This is a genomic window from Halobacillus sp. B23F22_1, from assembly GCF_043497005.1.
GTDB lineage: Bacteria > Bacillota > Bacilli > Bacillales > Halobacillaceae > Halobacillus_A.
The window spans coordinates 173955-192118 of the sequence record NZ_JBIEKE010000002.1 but is presented as its reverse complement, the minus strand read 5'-3'; the positions used below and the strand labels follow the sequence as shown (position 1 = coordinate 192118).

Genomic DNA, 18164 nt, shown 5'->3' with positions numbered 1-18164 from the left:
TTACTACTTTTTTTATATTTAACAATTCTAAAGTTACTATTCAGTTTCTGAAGACCCATGCCGTATAGCTTCTATTGATGCCATAAGATCATCATTTTGATAAGCCTCCACTGTAATAAAACTTACATACTGATTGTTACTAAGGTGAAAAATATCTTGAACCACTTCATAAAGCCTTTTTTGTGGGTTGTTTTTCCAAATTTTCTTCTGCATACATTGCCACACATCTTCTACACTAGCCTTTTTATAGCCTATAAGTCTAAACTCGTTTGCCTTACTTACAAGCACCGGCCAAATGGTTTCTTTCCATTGGCTCGCGGGTTTCAATTCTTCCATGTCCTGGCACTCCTTTTAAAAAGTTGTGGAATAGGATCGCTAAATCCTTGTCATGCCTTGTCCATCTCATTGCATATACTTCATTGTATATGAATTTTATTCCTTTGAGAAGGCGGATTCCTACGATGACAAAACAAACCTTTTTACACGGTGCCTTAATTTTAGTAGCTGCTGGACTCATCACCCGGCTGTTAGGTTTTATTAACCGAATCGTAGTTGCTAGAATTATGGGAGAAGAAGGAATGGGACTTTACATGATGGCTCTCCCCACTCTAATATTAGTAACAACAATTACGCAGTTTGGGCTGCCTGTAGCGATTTCCAAACGGGTGTCTGAAGCAGAAGCAAAAGGTGACGAATTACAAATCAAGCGAATATTGATTGTATCTCTTACCATTACCGGGAGCTTAAGTGTCTTATTTACTGCAGGATTATTTATATTTGCACCAGTTGTAGCCAAATATTTCTTAACTGACGTTCGCGCGCTGGCTCCCTTGCTAGCCGTCACTCCTATTATACCAATCACAGCGGTTTCTGCTGTATTAAGAGGATATTTTCAAGGCCGTCAAAACATGAAACCGCAAGCCATATCTCAAGTCATTGAGCAAATCGTCCGTATTACTACTGTGGCATTCTTAACAAAATTATTCTATCCATACGGTGTTCAGTACGCAGCAGCTGGGGCTATGATCGCTGTTATCATAGGTGAATTAGTTTCCCTTTTATATATGACGAGACAATTTGCTATCCATAAAACATTTAAGTGGAGAAAGGCATGGAAGAAACATATTCAAGAAGGTAAAAGTACGCTTCAACAATTAATGACGATTGCTCTTCCTACTTCTGGCAGTCGTTTAATAGGATCTCTTACTTATTTCTTTGAACCCATTCTTGTCGCACAAAGTTTAGCAATTGCTGGATTTACTGCAATTGAAACAACAAAACAATATGGTGGACTTACAGGATATATTTTACCTTTATTGTTTCTGCCTACATTTCTTACCCATGCCCTTGGTGTTTCACTCGTTCCTTCAATTAGTGAATCAGCAGCTAAACAACAATACGTTACAATTAATTATCGTATTTTACAAGCCATAAGGCTTTCTCTTGCTTCCGGCGGCTTAATCACTGTCATTTACTTCCTATTCCCAGTTGCTACATTATCGATTGTTTATGGTACGAACCAAGGAGGGTTTTTACTGCAATTTATGGCACCTTTCTTCTTGATGCATTACATTCAAACTCCTCTTCAGGCAAGCTTACAAGCTCTGGACCTGGCCAAAGCCGCCATGTGGAATACTTTAATCGGAGCAGCCATTAAATTTATAGTACTAGTTGCTTTAAGTACACGCCCAGAGTTTGGAATAAATGGAGTGGCTATCGCTATGGTTGTAGGTGCAGTAATTGTGACCCTTCTCCATTTATCTGCTCTTATTCGAGCGACGAGCTTTGTTTTTCCTTTTAAGATGGTAGGACGTTTTAGTTTGATATTAATTACAACTGGAGGTATTGGTTTCTTTTTGCATGGTCAAGAATTCTTTCCTTCCAGTCCATTATCGGAGTTGTTATGTATTGGAGTTATACTCACTTTCATTTATTTGTTCCTTTTATTCAAGTTAAAATTATTAACTAAAGATGAGTGGAATTTAATCCCGTGGCACAAATTGAAAAAACAATAGCCAGAATTTTTTCTGGCTATTGTTCCGGGTCATAAGGAAACTGTTCTAAACTTCTTTTTAAAACATGGACCGCTGTTACACAATCAGTTAAACTTGTCCATTCTTCAGGATTGTGGCTTACTCCATTCTCACTCCGTGCAAACAGCATAGCAATAGGGAAGTGGCGACCTATAATCATAGCATCATGAGCTGCTCCACTAGGCAGCTCTAAAGCCTCTAAATTCATTTCTTCCACAGAATTTACTAGTATCTGCTTCAGCTTTGGATCAACAGGGACTGGTTTTACCTTTGTTTTTACGTTATGTTTTAATAATACATTCTGCTCATCAGTAAATTGGTGAGCCTTTTTAATAATACTGTCGACTAACTGATCCCGATTTTCTTCATCAATATCACGAACATCTACAAATAATTTAACTTCTCCAGGAATAACATTAACTCCATTTGGGAAAACATCTAATTTTCCTACTGTTGCAACGGCTGTACCCCTAGTCATGTCAGGGAGTTCATGGATAAAAGCACCCGCAGCTACTAAGGCATCCCTTCGATCATTCATAGGAGTGTTTCCCGCGTGAGCTGCTTCACCGATAAAACGAAGTTCAATCCATGAGGGGCCCGCAATGCCCGTCACAACTCCTACAGGCTGAGCCGCTCTTTCAAGCTGTTTTCCCTGCTCTATATGAACTTCTAAAAAGGCATAAATGTCCTCACGTTTGGCATTACCGATTGTTTGTAGTGATAAGTCTACTTGCTGCATAACCTCTTCAAAACTTTTCCCTTCATGGTCTTTTAATTGAGCTAAATGATCTTTACTTAGTTCTCCGACTACAGCTTCGCTTCCTGTAAACCCTCTGCCAAAACGTGAGCCCTCTTCATCTGAAAATACCACCACTTCAAAAGGAAACGGAGGCTGATAGCTTTGCTCATTCCAGCTTGAAGCAACTTCTAATGCCGCTACAACGCCTAAAGTTCCGTCAAAGTGCCCCCCTTCAGGTACGGTATCAACGTGAGAACCTGTTAAGACGGCTGGTCCATTTTGTTTACCTAACCTACCGAAGACATTACCTGCTTCATCCTCCTTTACTATTAAGCCTGATTCTTTCATCCAGCCCTTCACGAGCTCTTTCGCCTTCTGTTCTTCCTTTGAGTATCCAGGACGATTGGAACCCCTTTTTTCGGTCATCCCCACAACAGACAATTGGTAAATCCTGTCTGCTACACGTTCACCACTTATACCATTATTATCACATGAAAAATCATAAGAAGATAAAAGTCTTTCTTTTAAATCCGCCATTGTATCACTCCGATCTATCTACATTGGACCATAATCAATCAATTGAGCAATAATAAGAAATATTACAGCTAACCCATACCAAACAATTAACAGCGGAAAAATAAACTTCACCCATTTTTCCCACCTCACACCGGCAATTGCTAAAGTCGCCATAAAATAGCCGGACGTAGGATAAAAGATGTTTGAAAAACCGTCCCCTAGCAGGAATGCTAATACTGCTGTTTGTCTCGTCACCCCTGATAAGTCTGCTAAACCAGTCATAATAGGCATGGAAACCATTGCTTGTCCACTACCTGAAGGGATGAGAAAGTTCATTAAACCTTGAACAACCAGCATAACAGTAGCCGTCATCGAGTCAGGAATCATACTAACGGCTTCACCAAACCCATAGATAATCGTATCCATGATTTGGCCTTCTTCCAGCACTACTGCGACCGCTCGAGCAACACCTACAACCATTGCACCTAATAAAATCTTTTTAAATCCTTCATTAAATGATTCAGCAATCTCGCTGGGCTTTAACCCCCCTACGAGTCCTGTGACGATTCCAATGAGCGCATATAGTCCGGTCAATTCACGGAAATACCAACCAAATTGAATAAGTCCGTAAACAAGGACTCCAAAGAATAATATCAGAGTTAAGGAGGCATATTTTTGCTTTTTTGTTGTCGTTAAAGGCTGGTCATTAGCCGTTTGAAATTCTTCTTTAACATCTTCACCATATACAATGCTCAGCTTAGGATCCTCTTTAACCTTTTTAGCATATCTCCAGACGTACATTATTCCTAAGGTAAGTATAATAGCAAGAATCAGCATACGATAGCTTAACCCTGAATAAAAAGGGAGTTCTGCAATTTGTTGTGCTGTCCCTAAGTTAGCAGGAACAGTAAGAGCTACAGCAAAACCTGCGATTGTTGAAACGAGTACAATACCGGTAGCTGTTATTTTATCGAAACCCAGTTTTAAAATTAAAGGCATAATTGCAGGTAAATAAATTAAGCTAAGTTCGACCTGACCGGTAATTGTTGTAAAAAGACAAAAGGGAAGCATTAGAGTAGGAATAATTAATAACCCTTTATTCGCAAACCTTCTAGCTAATTTATCAACACCAATATCAATAACACCGGTCCGCTCAATAACTGCGAACATCCCGCCAATCATAATAATTCCAAAAATAATCTCTGCTGATTGAATCAGCCCTTCTGGAATTGCCAGCATAAAATCCATAAAGTAGACAGGTGCTGCTTCAATATAAGCAAAGGTTCCAGGTTGAACTACCATTGCCCCACTTGAATTTTCAACTCTTTCAAACTGACCTGCAGGTACGATGTACGTTGCTAAAGAAGCGAGTACTATCATAATAAATAAAATAACATAAATGTGTGGAACAATTCCCTTTCTCTTATCTTCACCATCAATTTTTCTACGTTGATCCTTCATTATTAACCTCCTTTATATGTTTATAATTAAATAAAAAAATACATCCTTCGAGGTTGTATTTTTTCAAATTATAAATGAATTCTGATAATTATCAATAGAATATTTTTACTTTCTTTTTAAACCAACTTTATTTCTGTTCATCTGCTTCGTCCATACAAATTTCACCTTCTAAATTAATCGTACATAATGAAATTTCCTCAACCGACTGAAATCCCTTTTTCTTAATTTCATTCATTAGCCAGTCCTTGTTTTTTTGTATCTCTTTTAAGCCAGCATATTGAACATTGCCGTCTTCTATAAGAACAACAGCATAGTCAGACGTCTCATTCTCTTTATTTTTGAACACTGATAATTTACCCGAGGGTTCTAAAATGGCGAAATCAACGTCCGCTATATGTTGAATTTCTTGTTCTCTTAACTGGAGAAGCAAATCAGAAAAGTTATATCTCTGTCTTCTCATTTCACGTTCATCTATTTTACCATGCTTAATTAATACAGAAGGCTTCCCATCAAACCAATCCCTGAATTTTTTACTTCTTAATGATAAAGCAGCACTTGCCCATTGAATGGTAAGGAGAACAGCCATCGGAACGATTGCTCTCCAAATTGAATCATCGGGTTTCTCAATTAAAAAAACAGCAATTTCAGCCAGCATAATAAACACAACTAGATCCATGACACTAAGCTCGCCAATTTCGCGTTTACCCATAAGCCTAAAAATAACTAAAATTAAAAAATATGTGACAAGTGTTCGAATGAGCAGTTCAAAAACCATAATTGTCATCAGCCCTTCTTAAACTCTACATGTTTAAGATGACCTATCCTTCAATTTCTATGATAAAAATGGAATTAAATATCTTAAGAAAATATAAAGCGTACAAATACATAACGATAAAATAAGAATGGGTATGCCATATAGCGCAAATTTAAGAAATGGGATTGGTTCTTTGTAGCTCGCCGCAAGCCCTGCTACTACTACATTTGCTGAAGCACCTATTAGCGTGCCGTTCCCTCCTAAACAGGCACCTAAGGCTAAAGACCACCAAATTGGATCAACATTCATCATTCCATAACCTTGAAGCTCTTGAACAACTGGGATCATTGCAGCAACAAATGGTATATTGTCTACTACACCAGAGAGAATACCTGAACTCCATAACATCAGCATAGAAGTAAACGGTAAATCTCCGTCAGAGACCCACACCATCGCCCGAGCTAACTCATCTATCAATCCTACAGTTTGTAACCCTCCCACTAACATAAATAGTCCCATAAAGAAGAATAGTGTAACCCATTCCACTTCTTGAAATACATGTTCTACGTCGAGAAGATGATCAGTAGTGAATAGAAGTAATAACGCCCCACTAACAGCTATAGTAGTAATATCCATGTGTATAAAGGGATGAAGCATAAATCCTGCGATCGTTAAAAAAAGAACAGAGAGGGATCGCACCAACAGTTGATTCTTCTCTAAATGCTCATTAGCATCTTTTTTCATAAAATCTAAAGCTAATTTTTCATTGTAATGCAATTGATTTTTAAAAATTAAAATAAGGATGATTAACGTTACAGTAAAAACAAGCAAAACAACTGGACCCATATTATTAAGAAAGGATAAAAATGTAAAATGTTCCACAGCCTGTCCGATCATTATATTAGGCGGATCTCCTATTAGTGTCGCTGCTCCCCCTATATTTGAAGCAAATATCGTAGTAACGAGATAAGGAAAGGAAGGTAGTTGTAGTTGTTTTACTAATGATAGTAGAACGGGAACAAATAAAAGTACTGTCGTCACATTATCAAGAAGAGCAGAGCCCAGCGCTGTAAACAAAGCTGAGACAATGAGCAGCGGAACTGGCCGACCTTTTACTAACTGAGCAAGCCGAATAGCAACGTAAGTAAAAATCCCTGTCTTTTTCGTAATCGATACTAAGACCATCATCGAAAACAGCAAAGCAATCGTATCCCAATCAATAAAACCAAATGCTTCCTCCCATTCATACACATTGCATATTAGAAGAAGCACCCCTCCCGTTAATGCAACAGTAGCTCTGTTCCATTTTTCTACCATAAGCAAACAATAACTTATTAAGAAAATAATGATTGTAAGCAAAGTGGTCATAAATCTCCCCCATTAAACGTGCTTTTTTTATATCTATTCAAAAGCTCGTCTAAATATCTACTTCTATCCTCTTTATGTTGTTGCATATAGTTAGGAAAACAGGCTAAATAAGGGGGCGGACGAAATGAAAACTTTTTTGCAAGGAGTTCTTGGGTATGGGGTCGGTTCCATTTTCATTTTAATGATTCTATTCTCAGCGATTTTAGCCAGCTTGCTGCGGTTTACCGCTATGGATACAGACACCTTAAATCAAATTTCTTTAATAGCTGGCTTAACTATCCTCGCTTTTGGAGGATTATTGGCAGCATATAAAGGACAGAAGAAAGGGTGGCTGACAGGTCTGCTAACTGGAATCGTGTTTATTGTCATTATTATGTTGTTTCAAATTATCTTTGAGAACCGCTGGGTCTCTGTTGCCCAGCTGAGTTACTTTGGAGGGCTGCTCTTAGCTGCTTCGCTTGGAGGCATGATTGGAGTCAACATGCCAAACAGAAGTACACAATAGTAAAAAAGAACAAATAAAAAAACCCAGCAGAAGGGTTTTTCTAACAAAATATGTAGATAAGCTGAGGTCTGTCTCTTGTAAGGACAGACCTTACTCGCATTATCCTTAGTCCTGGTTCAGCTTCTCTCTAACTGAAGAACGGTCAAATTTAAGCTGAGAGCCATCCTGTACGCTAACGATTAAAGTACCTTCATCAATAGCGTGAATCGTGCCGTGCAGGCCTCCAATTGTGATAACTCTATCTCCCTTTTGCAACTCCGACTGCATATTCTGAACTTGCTTTTGTTTCTTTTGCTGTGGCCGGATTAGCAAGAAATAGAAAATGACAAACATTAAAATAATCGGTAATAACCCTAATAATGTGTCCATTCGTATCCCCCTTTCTAAAAGTTCTTTGCGTTTGGTTTGTTGAAACCATACTGTTCAAAGAATTCTTCTCTAAAGTCCCCGAGTCGATCTTCTCTAATGGCTTCACGAACTCGCCCCATTAATTTTAACAGAAAATGAAGGTTATGATAAGTAGTAAGCCTAAAACCAAACGTTTCATTCGCTTTTACTAAATGACGGATATAAGCCCGGCTGTAATTGCGGCATGTATGGCAATTACAATTCTCATCGATCGGGCGGAAATCGCGGGCGAACTTGGCATTTCGAACCACTAATCTTCCTTCTGAAGTCATAAGCGTTCCATTCCGCGCAATTCTCGTTGGCAACACACAATCAAACATATCAATCCCTCTTACAGAACCATCTATAAGAGAGTCCGGTGAACCTACGCCCATAAGATATCTTGGCTTGTGATCTGGTAGAAGCGGTGTTGTAAAATCAAGTACTTTATTCATCACATCTTTTGGTTCACCTACTGAGAGGCCTCCAATGGCATACCCGGGGAAATCCATGGATGTTAAGTCTATTGCGCTTTGACGACGCAGTTCTTCATACTCTCCACCCTGCACAATTCCAAATAACCCTTGATCATTAGGACGTTTGTGACCTTCTAAACAACGTTCAGCCCAGCGGCTTGTTCGTTCAACCGACTTTTTCATATAGTCATATTCAGCAGGATAAGGAGGACACTCATCAAAAGCCATCATTATATCTGCACCTAAAGAGTTTTGTATACCCATTGCTTTCTCCGGGGATAGGAACAACTTCTCTCCACTAATGTGGTTTCTAAAGTGCACCCCTTCCTCTTCAATTTGCCTTAGGTCACTCAAACTGAAGACTTGAAAACCGCCCGAATCAGTAAGGATAGACCCATTCCAATTCATAAATTTATGAAGTCCGCCTGCTTCCTCTACAATGTCCTCTCCTGGTCTGAGCCATAGATGGTACGTATTCGATAAAATAATTTGTGCACCCATTTGGTCTAGTTCCTCAGGACTCATAGTTTTAACAGTAGCCAGCGTGCCAACAGGCATAAACATTGGTGTTTCAAAGGACCCGTGAGGGGTGTGAACTCGCCCAAGTCTCGCTCCAGTCTGTTTACAAGTTTTTATTAATTCATAAGTAATTGCCATGTTTTCGTTCCTTTCTTACAAGCCATCTCATTAAAAAATAAACATTGCATCGCCAAAACTAAAGAACCTGTAACTTTCGTCAACGGCTTTTTGGTAAGCATCAAGTATAAAGTCCCGCCCAGCAAACGCACTGACTAGCATAATCAGGGTAGATTTTGGTAAATGAAAGTTTGTAATTAGTCCATCGATTGCCTGCAACTGATAAGGTGGATAAATAAAAATATCTGTCCATCCGCTGGCTTCCTTAAATTTCCCATGATCACGTACGATCGTCTCTAACGTCCTAGTAGAGGTGGTTCCTACAGAAATGATTCGACCGTTGTTTTTCCTAATTTTATTTAATTTTTTCGCTGATTCATCACTTAACTGATAGAACTCAGCGTGCATTTCGTGTTCCTCAACATTATCGACACTCACTGGGCGGAACGTTCCAAGCCCCACGTGCAATGTCAAATAAACCATTTCCACCCCTTTTTTTTCAAGCTCTTCAATCAGCTCGTTCGTAAAGTGCAAACCTGCTGTAGGCGCAGCAGCAGACCCTTCCTCCCTTGCATAAACCGTTTGATACCTCTCCTGATCGGATAATTGTTCTTTTATATATGGAGGAAGCGGCATCTCTCCTAAAGATTCCAAAACTTCGAGAAAAATCCCATCATATGAGAATATAACTTTTCGACCTCCATGCTCTTGAATTTCTGTGCATTCAGCAACAAGCTGTCCATTTCCAAAAACAATTCGAGTGCCTTTTTTCACTTTTTTTGCCGGCTTTACAAGTACTTCCCATTCATCACCTGATGTTTGATGCAGAAGTAGAACTTCAATTTTTCCGTCCGTGTCTTCTTTGGCACCATATAGCCTTGCTGGAAGAACACGAGTGTCATTAAGAACAAGACAATCTCCCTTTTGCAGATAATTTGTAATGTCCGAAAAACGTTGGTGCTCTATATTTTTTTTCTCACGATCAAGTACCATAAGCTTAGAAGAAGTTCGATCCTTCAAAGGAACTTGAGCAATTAATTCCTCTGGTAAATGAAAATCATATGCATTAATATCCATGTGAAGCTCCTATTCTTGCTCTATCGCATTTTACTAAAAAAATAAGTGTCAACACAACACTTACTATAATGGAAGTCATAATTGGAAAATATACCGTCACTGGCCCCTTCTTAAAACTAACATCCCCAGGTAGTTTGCCAAACAAACTCCATATTAAACCGATAACAATAAATACAACCCCTATTACAATAAAGACTTTACCCATGCCCGTCAAGAGCTCGGCACCTCCCGGTTAAAGTGTGCGTATGCTTTAGGAGTGACGACTCTCCCTCGAGGAGTACGCTGAATGAAGCCGGTTTGCAGCAGAAATGGCTCATATACATCCTCGATGGTTTGAGATTCTTCACCTATGGTAGCAGAAATCGTATCAAGACCGACAGGGCCTCCCCTGAAGCTGTCGATAATGGCTAAAAGAAACTTATGATCAATGTGATCTAAGCCTTCTCCATCCACTTGCAGCATTTTTAGAGCTGTTTGTGTTGTATCATTTGAAATAACCGATTCTCCTCGTACTTGTGCAATATCCCTCACTCGTTTAAGCAAGCGATTCGCAATCCTCGGGGTGCCTCTTGAGCGGCGAGCGACTTCAGCAGCCGCTTCACTATCTATTCCAATATGAAAAATATCTGCTGTTCTTTCTACAATGGCACACAGTGCTTTAGTGTCATAGTAATCTAATCGGCTGTGTACACCAAAACGGTCTCTTAATGGTGCGGAAAGCAGCCCTGCACGAGTAGTAGCACCCACTAAAGTAAATGGCGGCAGATCCAGTCTGACCGACCGAGCACTTGGACCCGTCCCCACTACAATATCTAAGCAAAAGTCCTCCATCGCGGGGTATAATATCTCTTCCACTGAACGCGGCAACCGATGAATTTCATCAATAAAGAGTACATCTCCAGCCTCCAGGGAGGAAAGAATAGCAGCTAAATCTCCCGCACGTTCGATAGCTGGGCCGGCTGTTGTTCGAAATTGTACATTCATCTCATTCGCAATAATCGAAGCGAGCGTCGTCTTACCCAAGCCAGGCGGCCCGTACAAAAGTGTATGATCTAAAGGTTCTTCGCGCATCTTAGCCGCTTCAATGAAAATGTGCAGATTCTCTTTCGTTTTATCTTGCCCAATATATTGACGCAGCCATTCTGGGCGTAAACTCAACTCTATATCCCGTTCCGTCTCTTGTTGTTCTCCAGAGATCATCCGGTCTTCCATTCTTTATACCTCCTTTCCATTATACTTTCATTAGTAACTGTAAACCCTGCCTGATATAATCATCCACACTACTGTGATTTGCTTTGACTAGTTCAGGCTTAACCGTTTTAAGCTCTTTATCCGAATAGCCTAAGGCTTTCAATGCTTCCAGTGCTTCATCAATATACTCTCTTTTCTGCTTATCTGATCCAGCCTCTTCGAAGAAGATCGTTTGTTCATTTTGCTCATCAGGCAGCCATACGATCAGCTTGCCTTTTAAATCTAAAATCATTTGGCGGGCTGTTTTTTTTCCTACTCCAGGAAACCTCGTTAAATATTTATCATCTTCTTGTTCTATTGCAGAAACAAACTCTGGCACACTGACACTGCCTAAGATTGCGAGAGCTCCTTTAGGTCCAATTCCTGACACGTTCAACAGTTTAGCAAATAACAACTTGTCTTCCTTTTTCTTAAAGCCGAACAGAAGTTGTTGGTCTTCTCTTACGTAATGATACGTATGAACTTTAATCTCTTTATGTAAGTCTGATTGAAAGCTAAATGGATTCGCACATAAGATTTCGTAGCCCACTCCCTGCGTTTCAATCGCAATTGCTTCTTCGTCAATTGATGTTACATTCCCTTTTATATAGGCGATCATGGTGCATTCCCCTCTATTTTCGAATTAATAATCTACATTTCATTGTAACACACAAGCACATGTTCGCATAAGCACGAACCCATAGAAAAAAACCGCCATCTTTCAGCGGTTTTCTACTTTTCACGTGCGTTCAAGTTGGCGTTGAAAAACAATTTCACCGATTCTCTGCTCTTCTACAACCCAGCCATCATATTGAGTCCAAAAATCCTCCATTGCCCATATCTTTTCACTTTTCACCTTGGTATCTATTAATTCTTCCTGGTCATACGTTTTAAGAATAACTTTTAATTCTAATGGCTCTAAATACGCAAAGGCTGGAATAGCTTTATTAAAAGTTGAAGAACTGGCATAACTATGATGGCTGGCATCCTTCTCTATATTGGCCGAAGCCGGCTGAAGAGCCATACCTATGATCATAATAATTGTCATCCAAATAGTGTACACAATTTTACCTCCTCATAAAGAAGCTGTTGTCTCTAGTATGCTCAGAAACAACAGCTTTTATAAGAGGTATTACATTATGATAGTTTCTCTAATACTTCTTCATCGGCATCTAGATTGTGATACACCTCTTGAACATCATCATTATCTTCAAGCATATCAATTAGAGTAAGCATTTTGGAGACAACCTCTTCATCTACATGCGTATAAGTAGTAGGGAACATTGTTACTTCTGCAGTCTCAAATGTATGCTCATTATCTTCTAAAACGGATTTCACTTCACTAAAATCTTCAGGAGCAGTAAAGATTTCGAATTGATCTTCCCTAGATTCTAATTCTTCACCGCCTGCTTCAATGACCTCTAAAAGTAATTCCTCTTCATCAATTTCTGTACTTGTACGATCGATGACTAAATAACCTTTACGGTTAAACATAAATGCTACACAACCATTTTCCCCAAGGTTGCCGTCATTCTTATTAAATGCATGGCGAACTTCTGCTGCCGTACGGTTCTTATTATCCGTTAACACTTTCACCATTACTGCAACACCGCCAGGCCCATACCCTTCATAGATGAATTCTTCGTAATTCACCCCATCAAGATCTCCTGTTGCTTTTTTAATGGCCCGGTCAATATTATCATTGGGCATATTATTTGATTTTGCTTTATCTACAGCTATACGGAGGTTTGCATTCATTTCCGGATCTCCGCCGCTTTCTCTGGCCGCCATAAATATTTCTCGGGCGTGTTTCATAAACAGTTTACCTTTTTTTGCATCTTGAGCGCCTTTACGACGCTTAATATTATTCCATTTGGAATGACCAGCCATAGGTATCTCCTCCCTTGGAGCAATTCTTTTCCTTTCTCAATATACCACATAAATCATTCCAAATTAAATGGGTATCGTTCTACTCATTCTCTTTAAAAAAGTCTCTAATACGCTCTCTTACTTTATCAGGAGTTTCATCTGCAGCTTTTCTGGCATTAACATCTTTCTTTTTCTCCCAAGAGTTAATGTTTGTATAAACGACCACTGGTAGATCGGTAACAGCCTGAGCTTTTTCTAATACTTTCTCCTCAATATCATCATCTCGCCAGTCATATGGATTTACCATTACCGCAACATACGCTTTTTCTCCATTCGTAAAAGCCTGTGTCATTGTAATTTCTTTAAGTTCGTTAACCTCTTGAGTAATAGCCATCGACTCTTCGTTATTAAATGCATTATCATGCGAACGATTGGTTTTAGAATATTTAGTTTCTCTCATTTCATCTTGACTCGTCCGTTTAAAGTATTGATCTTCTCCCGTCGGAATTTGGCTGCCTTCCTTTTTTCCGTCATCCTCCGTATACTCTATGGGCTGATACAATTCTTCCCCTTGACTTTCATTAGCTTTATCAGGAATATCATTGCCACAAGCACTAACCAGCATAACGAAACCAATAAAAATTGTCACTTTATAATACATAAAAAACATTCTCCTTTTTCCATACTATGTGAAAAAGGAGAATGTTTTAGTCTGTTAATTTTAGGGATTTATCGCGGCGGACCAGGAGCAATATTACGTTTATGAGCTGTACGTTTATGCATGGATTCAATGATCTTCCGGTCTTTATCAGGTATGCTCTCCCCTTTTAAATGACGATCAATCATATCATAACTGGTACCCATTTCATTTTCGTCTGTTTGGCCTTCCCACAACCCAGCGCTAGGCTTTTTATTTACAATTTCATCTGGTACTCCTAAGAACTGAGCCATCTCACGAACTTCACCTTTAGTTAAATTTACCAGGGGTACTAAATCAACTCCCCCATCACCAAACTTAGTAAAGTAGCCTGTATACCATTCAGCTGCATTATCCGTGCCCACAACTAAATAACGATGATTTGTAGCTACCGTGTAAAGGGTACTCATTCTTAGGCGGGCTCGCAGATTTGCATCAGCTATTTTTTCTTGTTCATCGTTATACGCTTCATTTAACTTTAATTGTTTGACTATGTTCCGAAACATAACGTCATGAGTTTCTGTAAGATCCACCACCATCGATTGAATATCACAAGAATCTATTACTTTTTGCGCGTGGTCTTGATCTTCTGGATTACTTTTACATGGCATAATAACTCCTAACGAATGTTCAGGGTATGCACGCTTTATTAAATGAGCTACTACTGCTGAGTCAATGCCTCCACTTACACCTACTAAAAGTCCATCAACATTTGCTTGCTCGGCTTGCATTCTCAACCACTGCACGATTTTATCAACTTTTTGCTCCACCTGAATGTTCATCCTTTCACACTTAAGATAGTATTTATCTTAGCATGAATTCTGTATACCGGACAAACGGTTTCCGACGCAGCCATGCTTCTTCAAATTTATCTAAATGGCTGGAAAGCGAGCCATCACCTCTTCTATACTTATTATAACCGTATAACCACTCCCGAATTAAATCAGCTGGCACTAATATGCCGCTCAACCAGATTTGCGGAAATTCTACTTGGTGGAAGAGTTTAAAAAAAGAAGTCTTTTTATCCTCAAGAAAAGGCAGAAAACGATGGGCTAACTGAATTTCGTCATATACCTTAGGCCCCACATGAAGAAGGTCAAAGTCTATCATTTTCACTCGGTTACTGGTATCAACAATGAAGTTATGATGGGCGACATCTCCATGCAGCCACTGGTGCTTTTCCCAGGCGTCCCTCTCCATCTCTCCCCATTGAAAAAGTGAAAATGCATAGAGCAGGCGTTCTGTTGTCGTATAAACCTCTTCAAAAAAGGTTTTTTTATTATAACTAATAAATATCTCTTGTGTCGTCTTAAACTGTTCCAAGCGGCGTTCCCATTTAATATAAAGAGGATCTCTAGGTATTGACATCATTTCTATGCCCTCAGAGGTGCGGTGGAATTTCCTCAAACAACTATAAACTTTCAACCGATCTTCTTTTTCATTAAAATCTGCATGTCGCCCTTCAATCCATTCAAATAATCCCCACTCACACCCAAGCTTACTAACGCTCTTTTCTCCAGTAGGAAATTTAGATGGTCTAGCAGCTAATTCACTAGCATGATTCCAATTTTGAAAAAAATCTATTTGCTGCAATAAAATATTAGAGCGACGATAACCCTTTAATAAATAGCACCGATCCCCTACCCAAATTTTATAAATTTTTGGTTTTATCTCAACCATTTTCTTAACATGTAAGTCTTTTCTATTCCCCAACCATTTAAAAAGGCGATCCGTGTAAGAATCGCCTTTATTTAAGTTAGGTGTCATCTCCATCATCATCCTGCCACGATTCGTTTTCTTGCCAGTTATGCACTGGTGGCTGTTGGACAGGTTGTGTGAAAAAGCCTCTCATTTGATCATTCCCATTCATCATGGGGTGAGGATACCAACCATTCATATTAGGTGCCATCATTTGGGGATTGGGCTGGTTTTCAAAGCTCATATACTCATTCATAGGCTTCTTCGCTCCACACCCGCAGTCTCCCTCTCCTTCACCCATCATATACTCGGGTGACGACTCCTCATTATGCATCCCTTGAACATATGGCATTGGCTGGTTACCCATTGGATGATGCATCATCGGTTGATTACCCATTGGTTGGTGCATCATAGGATGGTTAACCATTGGATGATTGGGCATAGGGTAATTCATTGGCTGGTTCATTGGTTGGTTCATTGGCTGATGATGCATCCCCATTACAGGGTAAGGAGGGCACCAGAAATAATCCCATGGGCTCGAATGATACGGCATATGCATTGGAGGACAATATGGAAGTGCTTGAGCATGAGGCTGGTTTTCGTGTTTAGGCTGGTAGTATTCCGTACTTTCCTCATGCACTTCTTCCATTTGTTTTGCTTTTACATTCTCCTTAGCCTTTATTTGCTCTTTAGCTTTCCCTTTTATCTTTCCTTTTGGTTTTCCTTTTTCCGGCATAGGCATTTGAGGCAAGTGGAAAGTAGTATAATAATTTTGCATGTGCTGGTCCATAGGCATTTGAATTGGCATATTCATTTGAATCGGCATCATTGGCTTTTCCATTATTGGAGCAGGCTTCGGCATTTTTTCGTCCTCTTTGATCTGAGGCATCGGCTTTGGTGCAGGTTTTGGTTTCGGCATTTCTTTTTTAGGCATCTCTTTCTTTGGCGTCTCTTTTTTAGGCATTTCTTTTTTAGGCATTTCCTTCATTGGCATTTCTTTTTTAGGGGCTTCTTTCTTTGGTGCTTCTTTTTTTACTTGTTTTTTTCCTTGAGGAACTTTAATCTTCATCCCCGGCATGATCATATCAGGATTAGATAATTGAGAGTTCACTGACTTTAATTCCTCAAAGTCCACCCCATATTTTTTTGAAATTTTCCACAACGTATCACCTTTTTGCACAACGTGAATTCTCACAATTGCAACTCCTTTCCTATGATCTACAAAGTATAAGAGCATAATCGTTTCCTAACACTTTATGCATAGACGAGGAAAAGAATGATAAATGAGCCTGATGTTTTTCTATATTAATAGTATCCCTATTCATATTTGACGAATAAAAAAACAGAGTTTAGGAAATCCTAAACTCTGTTTTTTATTTACTATTGGCAAACTGGTGATGGAATTTCTATTTGGTAGCTAGGGTAAGTACCTAAAAGCTTTAACTTACAGCCTAACGCTTCAAGCTCAGCTTTAACGCCGGGAAATAAAACATCATCATACGGCTGGTCGACATCAATTAGAAAGAAATAATTTCCTAACCCTGTTTTCATAGGACGGGATTCAATTTTAGATAAGTTCATTTTCCTCCACGCGAAGGCTGCAAGTACTTGGTGAAGCGCTCCAACGAAGTCTTTCGGCAAAGTGACCATTACGGTGGTTTTTTGTGTTGCGATTGGATGGTCTTTTACTTCAAGCTTTCTTTTGGTTTTTTGAACAACTGCAAAGCGTGTATGGTTATTGTCATAATCATGAATATTTGGGGTTAAAATATTTAATCCATTTTCTTCAGCCGCCAGGTGGTTCCCAATAGCAGCCACCTGGACTCCTTTTTCTACAACTATTTCCGCTGCTCTGCCAGTCGAAGCCGTGTAAGATAGTTCTGTATTAGGATAATTTTTATATAGATATTGATGACATTGCGCAATAGCATGACTATGCGAATAAATATGGGTGAGTGCTTCACCGTTATAATCGGGATGTACGAGTAAGTGCTGACGAATAGGAACGGTCAACTCAGCAATGACGGATTGATCCACTTGATGAATTAAATAGTCAATCGTCAAATGAACGGAACCTTCTATCGCGTTTTCTAATGGAACAACACCCGTATCAATTTCCCCTCGCTCTACTGCATCCAAGCAAGCGGGGATACTGTCAAAGCTAACAAATGAGCCCTGCTCAAATAAAGCGTCTACTGCCATTTTCGTAAAGGTACCTTTAGGCCCCAAATAACCTACTCGTTGCATATGTGTAACTCCTTCTTTCTAAGCCCCAGAACTAAGTATCTCTACTCGATCGACAAAGTCCAATTTATGAAGCCTTTGTAGTAATTGTTCAATTGAATATATCATACCAGTTGTATTTAAAGATAGTGTAACATTTGCTTTCCCTTGTAAAGGTATCGTCTGGTGAATAGTTAGCACGTTACAGCCTGACTCAGCTACTGCTATTAATAAATTAGACAACGTTCCTGTTCTATCCTCTAAATGAAAAAACAATGTTATCATTTGTTCTTTAACCATTGCTTGAAATGGAAAGACTGCATCCCTATATTTATAAAAAGCACTTCTAGAAAGACCTACTTCCTGCACCGCTTCAAAAATAGAAATAGCCTTCCCTCGTTCAATAAGCGCTTTCGCATCAATCGTTTTCTTCATTGCTTCAGGCAGTATATCACTACGGACTAAATAAAACTTCTCATTATAATCCGCCATCAC

Annotated in this window: 21 protein-coding genes; 2 read left to right on the top strand and 19 right to left on the bottom strand. The window is 39.3% G+C overall.

Annotation, left to right across the window (positions count from 1 at the left end; genetic code table 11):
* Positions 1-36: 36 nt before the first annotated feature.
* Positions 37-336 carry a post-transcriptional regulator gene (locus ACGTNH_RS08695; protein ID WP_394586337.1) on the bottom strand — a complete coding sequence of 100 codons (300 nt, stop codon included), beginning with the start codon at positions 334-336 and terminating at the stop codon, positions 37-39.
* 125 nt (positions 337-461) lie between these two features.
* On the opposite strand from ACGTNH_RS08695, the gene spoVB reads away from it, so the two are divergent.
* Positions 462-2015 carry a stage V sporulation protein B gene (gene spoVB / locus ACGTNH_RS08690; RefSeq protein ID WP_394586336.1) on the top strand — a complete coding sequence of 518 codons (1554 nt, stop codon included), beginning with the start codon at positions 462-464 and terminating at the stop codon, positions 2013-2015.
* Between the two features lie 16 nt (positions 2016-2031).
* On the opposite strand, the gene ACGTNH_RS08685 is transcribed toward spoVB, so the two are convergent.
* The 4 genes from ACGTNH_RS08685 to ACGTNH_RS08670 form a co-directional block, all read right to left on the bottom strand.
* The gene (locus ACGTNH_RS08685; RefSeq protein WP_394586335.1) at positions 2032-3309 is read right to left on the bottom strand and encodes a Zn-dependent hydrolase; all 1278 of its coding nucleotides are present in this window, start codon (positions 3307-3309) and stop codon (positions 2032-2034) included.
* Between the two features lie 18 nt (positions 3310-3327).
* Positions 3328-4749, bottom strand: a complete 1422-nt coding sequence (locus ACGTNH_RS08680; protein WP_394586334.1) for a YfcC family protein — start codon at positions 4747-4749, stop codon at positions 3328-3330.
* Between the two features lie 127 nt (positions 4750-4876).
* Positions 4877-5533 carry a DUF421 domain-containing protein gene (locus ACGTNH_RS08675; protein ID WP_394586333.1) on the bottom strand — a complete coding sequence of 219 codons (657 nt, stop codon included), beginning with the start codon at positions 5531-5533 and terminating at the stop codon, positions 4877-4879.
* Between the two features lie 48 nt (positions 5534-5581).
* Positions 5582-6871: an ArsB/NhaD family transporter gene (locus ACGTNH_RS08670; protein ID WP_394586332.1), complete on the bottom strand. Its 1290-nt coding sequence runs from the start codon at positions 6869-6871 to the stop codon at positions 5582-5584.
* 124 nt (positions 6872-6995) lie between these two features.
* On the opposite strand from ACGTNH_RS08670, the gene ACGTNH_RS08665 reads away from it, so the two are divergent.
* The gene (locus ACGTNH_RS08665) at positions 6996-7376 is read left to right on the top strand and encodes a TIGR04086 family membrane protein (protein ID WP_394586331.1); all 381 of its coding nucleotides are present in this window, start codon (positions 6996-6998) and stop codon (positions 7374-7376) included.
* A 105-nt stretch (positions 7377-7481) separates the two neighbouring features.
* Here ACGTNH_RS08665 and yajC read toward each other — a convergent pair whose 3' ends face one another.
* From yajC to thrR, 14 genes are all read right to left on the bottom strand, one after another.
* On the bottom strand, positions 7482-7745 hold the full coding sequence (yajC, locus tag ACGTNH_RS08660; RefSeq protein ID WP_188375586.1) for a preprotein translocase subunit YajC: 264 nt from the start codon (positions 7743-7745) through the stop codon (positions 7482-7484).
* 14 nt (positions 7746-7759) lie between these two features.
* Complete coding sequence (gene tgt, locus ACGTNH_RS08655; RefSeq protein WP_394586330.1) at positions 7760-8896, bottom strand: tRNA guanosine(34) transglycosylase Tgt; 1137 nt, start codon at positions 8894-8896, stop codon at positions 7760-7762.
* Positions 8897-8926: 30 nt separating this feature from the next.
* Entirely contained in the window at positions 8927-9952 is a 1026-nt protein-coding gene (queA, locus tag ACGTNH_RS08650) for a tRNA preQ1(34) S-adenosylmethionine ribosyltransferase-isomerase QueA (RefSeq protein ID WP_394586329.1), read from the bottom strand.
* Complete coding sequence (locus ACGTNH_RS08645; RefSeq protein WP_394587676.1) at positions 9942-10157, bottom strand: DUF2905 domain-containing protein; 216 nt, start codon at positions 10155-10157, stop codon at positions 9942-9944. The genes queA and ACGTNH_RS08645 overlap by 11 nt, the downstream gene beginning before the upstream one ends.
* A 5-nt stretch (positions 10158-10162) precedes the next feature.
* On the bottom strand, positions 10163-11164 hold the full coding sequence (gene ruvB / locus ACGTNH_RS08640) for a Holliday junction branch migration DNA helicase RuvB (protein WP_394586328.1): 1002 nt from the start codon (positions 11162-11164) through the stop codon (positions 10163-10165).
* Positions 11165-11183: 19 nt separating this feature from the next.
* Entirely contained in the window at positions 11184-11801 is a 618-nt protein-coding gene (gene ruvA, locus ACGTNH_RS08635; RefSeq protein WP_394586327.1) for a Holliday junction branch migration protein RuvA, read from the bottom strand.
* A 120-nt stretch (positions 11802-11921) separates the two neighbouring features.
* Complete coding sequence (locus tag ACGTNH_RS08630; protein ID WP_394586326.1) at positions 11922-12245, bottom strand: BofC N-terminal domain-containing protein; 324 nt, start codon at positions 12243-12245, stop codon at positions 11922-11924.
* 74 nt (positions 12246-12319) lie between these two features.
* On the bottom strand, positions 12320-13072 hold the full coding sequence (locus ACGTNH_RS08625; RefSeq protein ID WP_394586325.1) for a YebC/PmpR family DNA-binding transcriptional regulator: 753 nt from the start codon (positions 13070-13072) through the stop codon (positions 12320-12322).
* A 79-nt stretch (positions 13073-13151) separates the two neighbouring features.
* Complete coding sequence (locus ACGTNH_RS08620; RefSeq protein ID WP_394586324.1) at positions 13152-13712, bottom strand: YhcN/YlaJ family sporulation lipoprotein; 561 nt, start codon at positions 13710-13712, stop codon at positions 13152-13154.
* Positions 13713-13780: 68 nt separating this feature from the next.
* Entirely contained in the window at positions 13781-14518 is a 738-nt protein-coding gene (gene nadE / locus ACGTNH_RS08615) for an NAD(+) synthase (protein WP_394586323.1), read from the bottom strand.
* Between the two features lie 34 nt (positions 14519-14552).
* Positions 14553-15515 carry a phosphotransferase gene (locus ACGTNH_RS08610; RefSeq protein ID WP_394586322.1) on the bottom strand — a complete coding sequence of 321 codons (963 nt, stop codon included), beginning with the start codon at positions 15513-15515 and terminating at the stop codon, positions 14553-14555.
* On the bottom strand, positions 15505-16641 hold the full coding sequence (gene safA / locus ACGTNH_RS08605; protein WP_394586321.1) for a SafA/ExsA family spore coat assembly protein: 1137 nt from the start codon (positions 16639-16641) through the stop codon (positions 15505-15507). Before safA ends, ACGTNH_RS08610 begins: the two co-directional genes overlap by 11 nt.
* A gap of 185 nt (positions 16642-16826) precedes the next feature.
* Complete coding sequence (gene pheA / locus ACGTNH_RS08600) at positions 16827-17693, bottom strand: prephenate dehydratase (protein ID WP_394586320.1); 867 nt, start codon at positions 17691-17693, stop codon at positions 16827-16829.
* A gap of 18 nt (positions 17694-17711) precedes the next feature.
* Positions 17712-18161, bottom strand: a complete 450-nt coding sequence (thrR, locus tag ACGTNH_RS08595; RefSeq protein WP_188375574.1) for a transcriptional regulator ThrR — start codon at positions 18159-18161, stop codon at positions 17712-17714.
* Between the last annotated feature and the right edge of the window lie 3 nt (positions 18162-18164).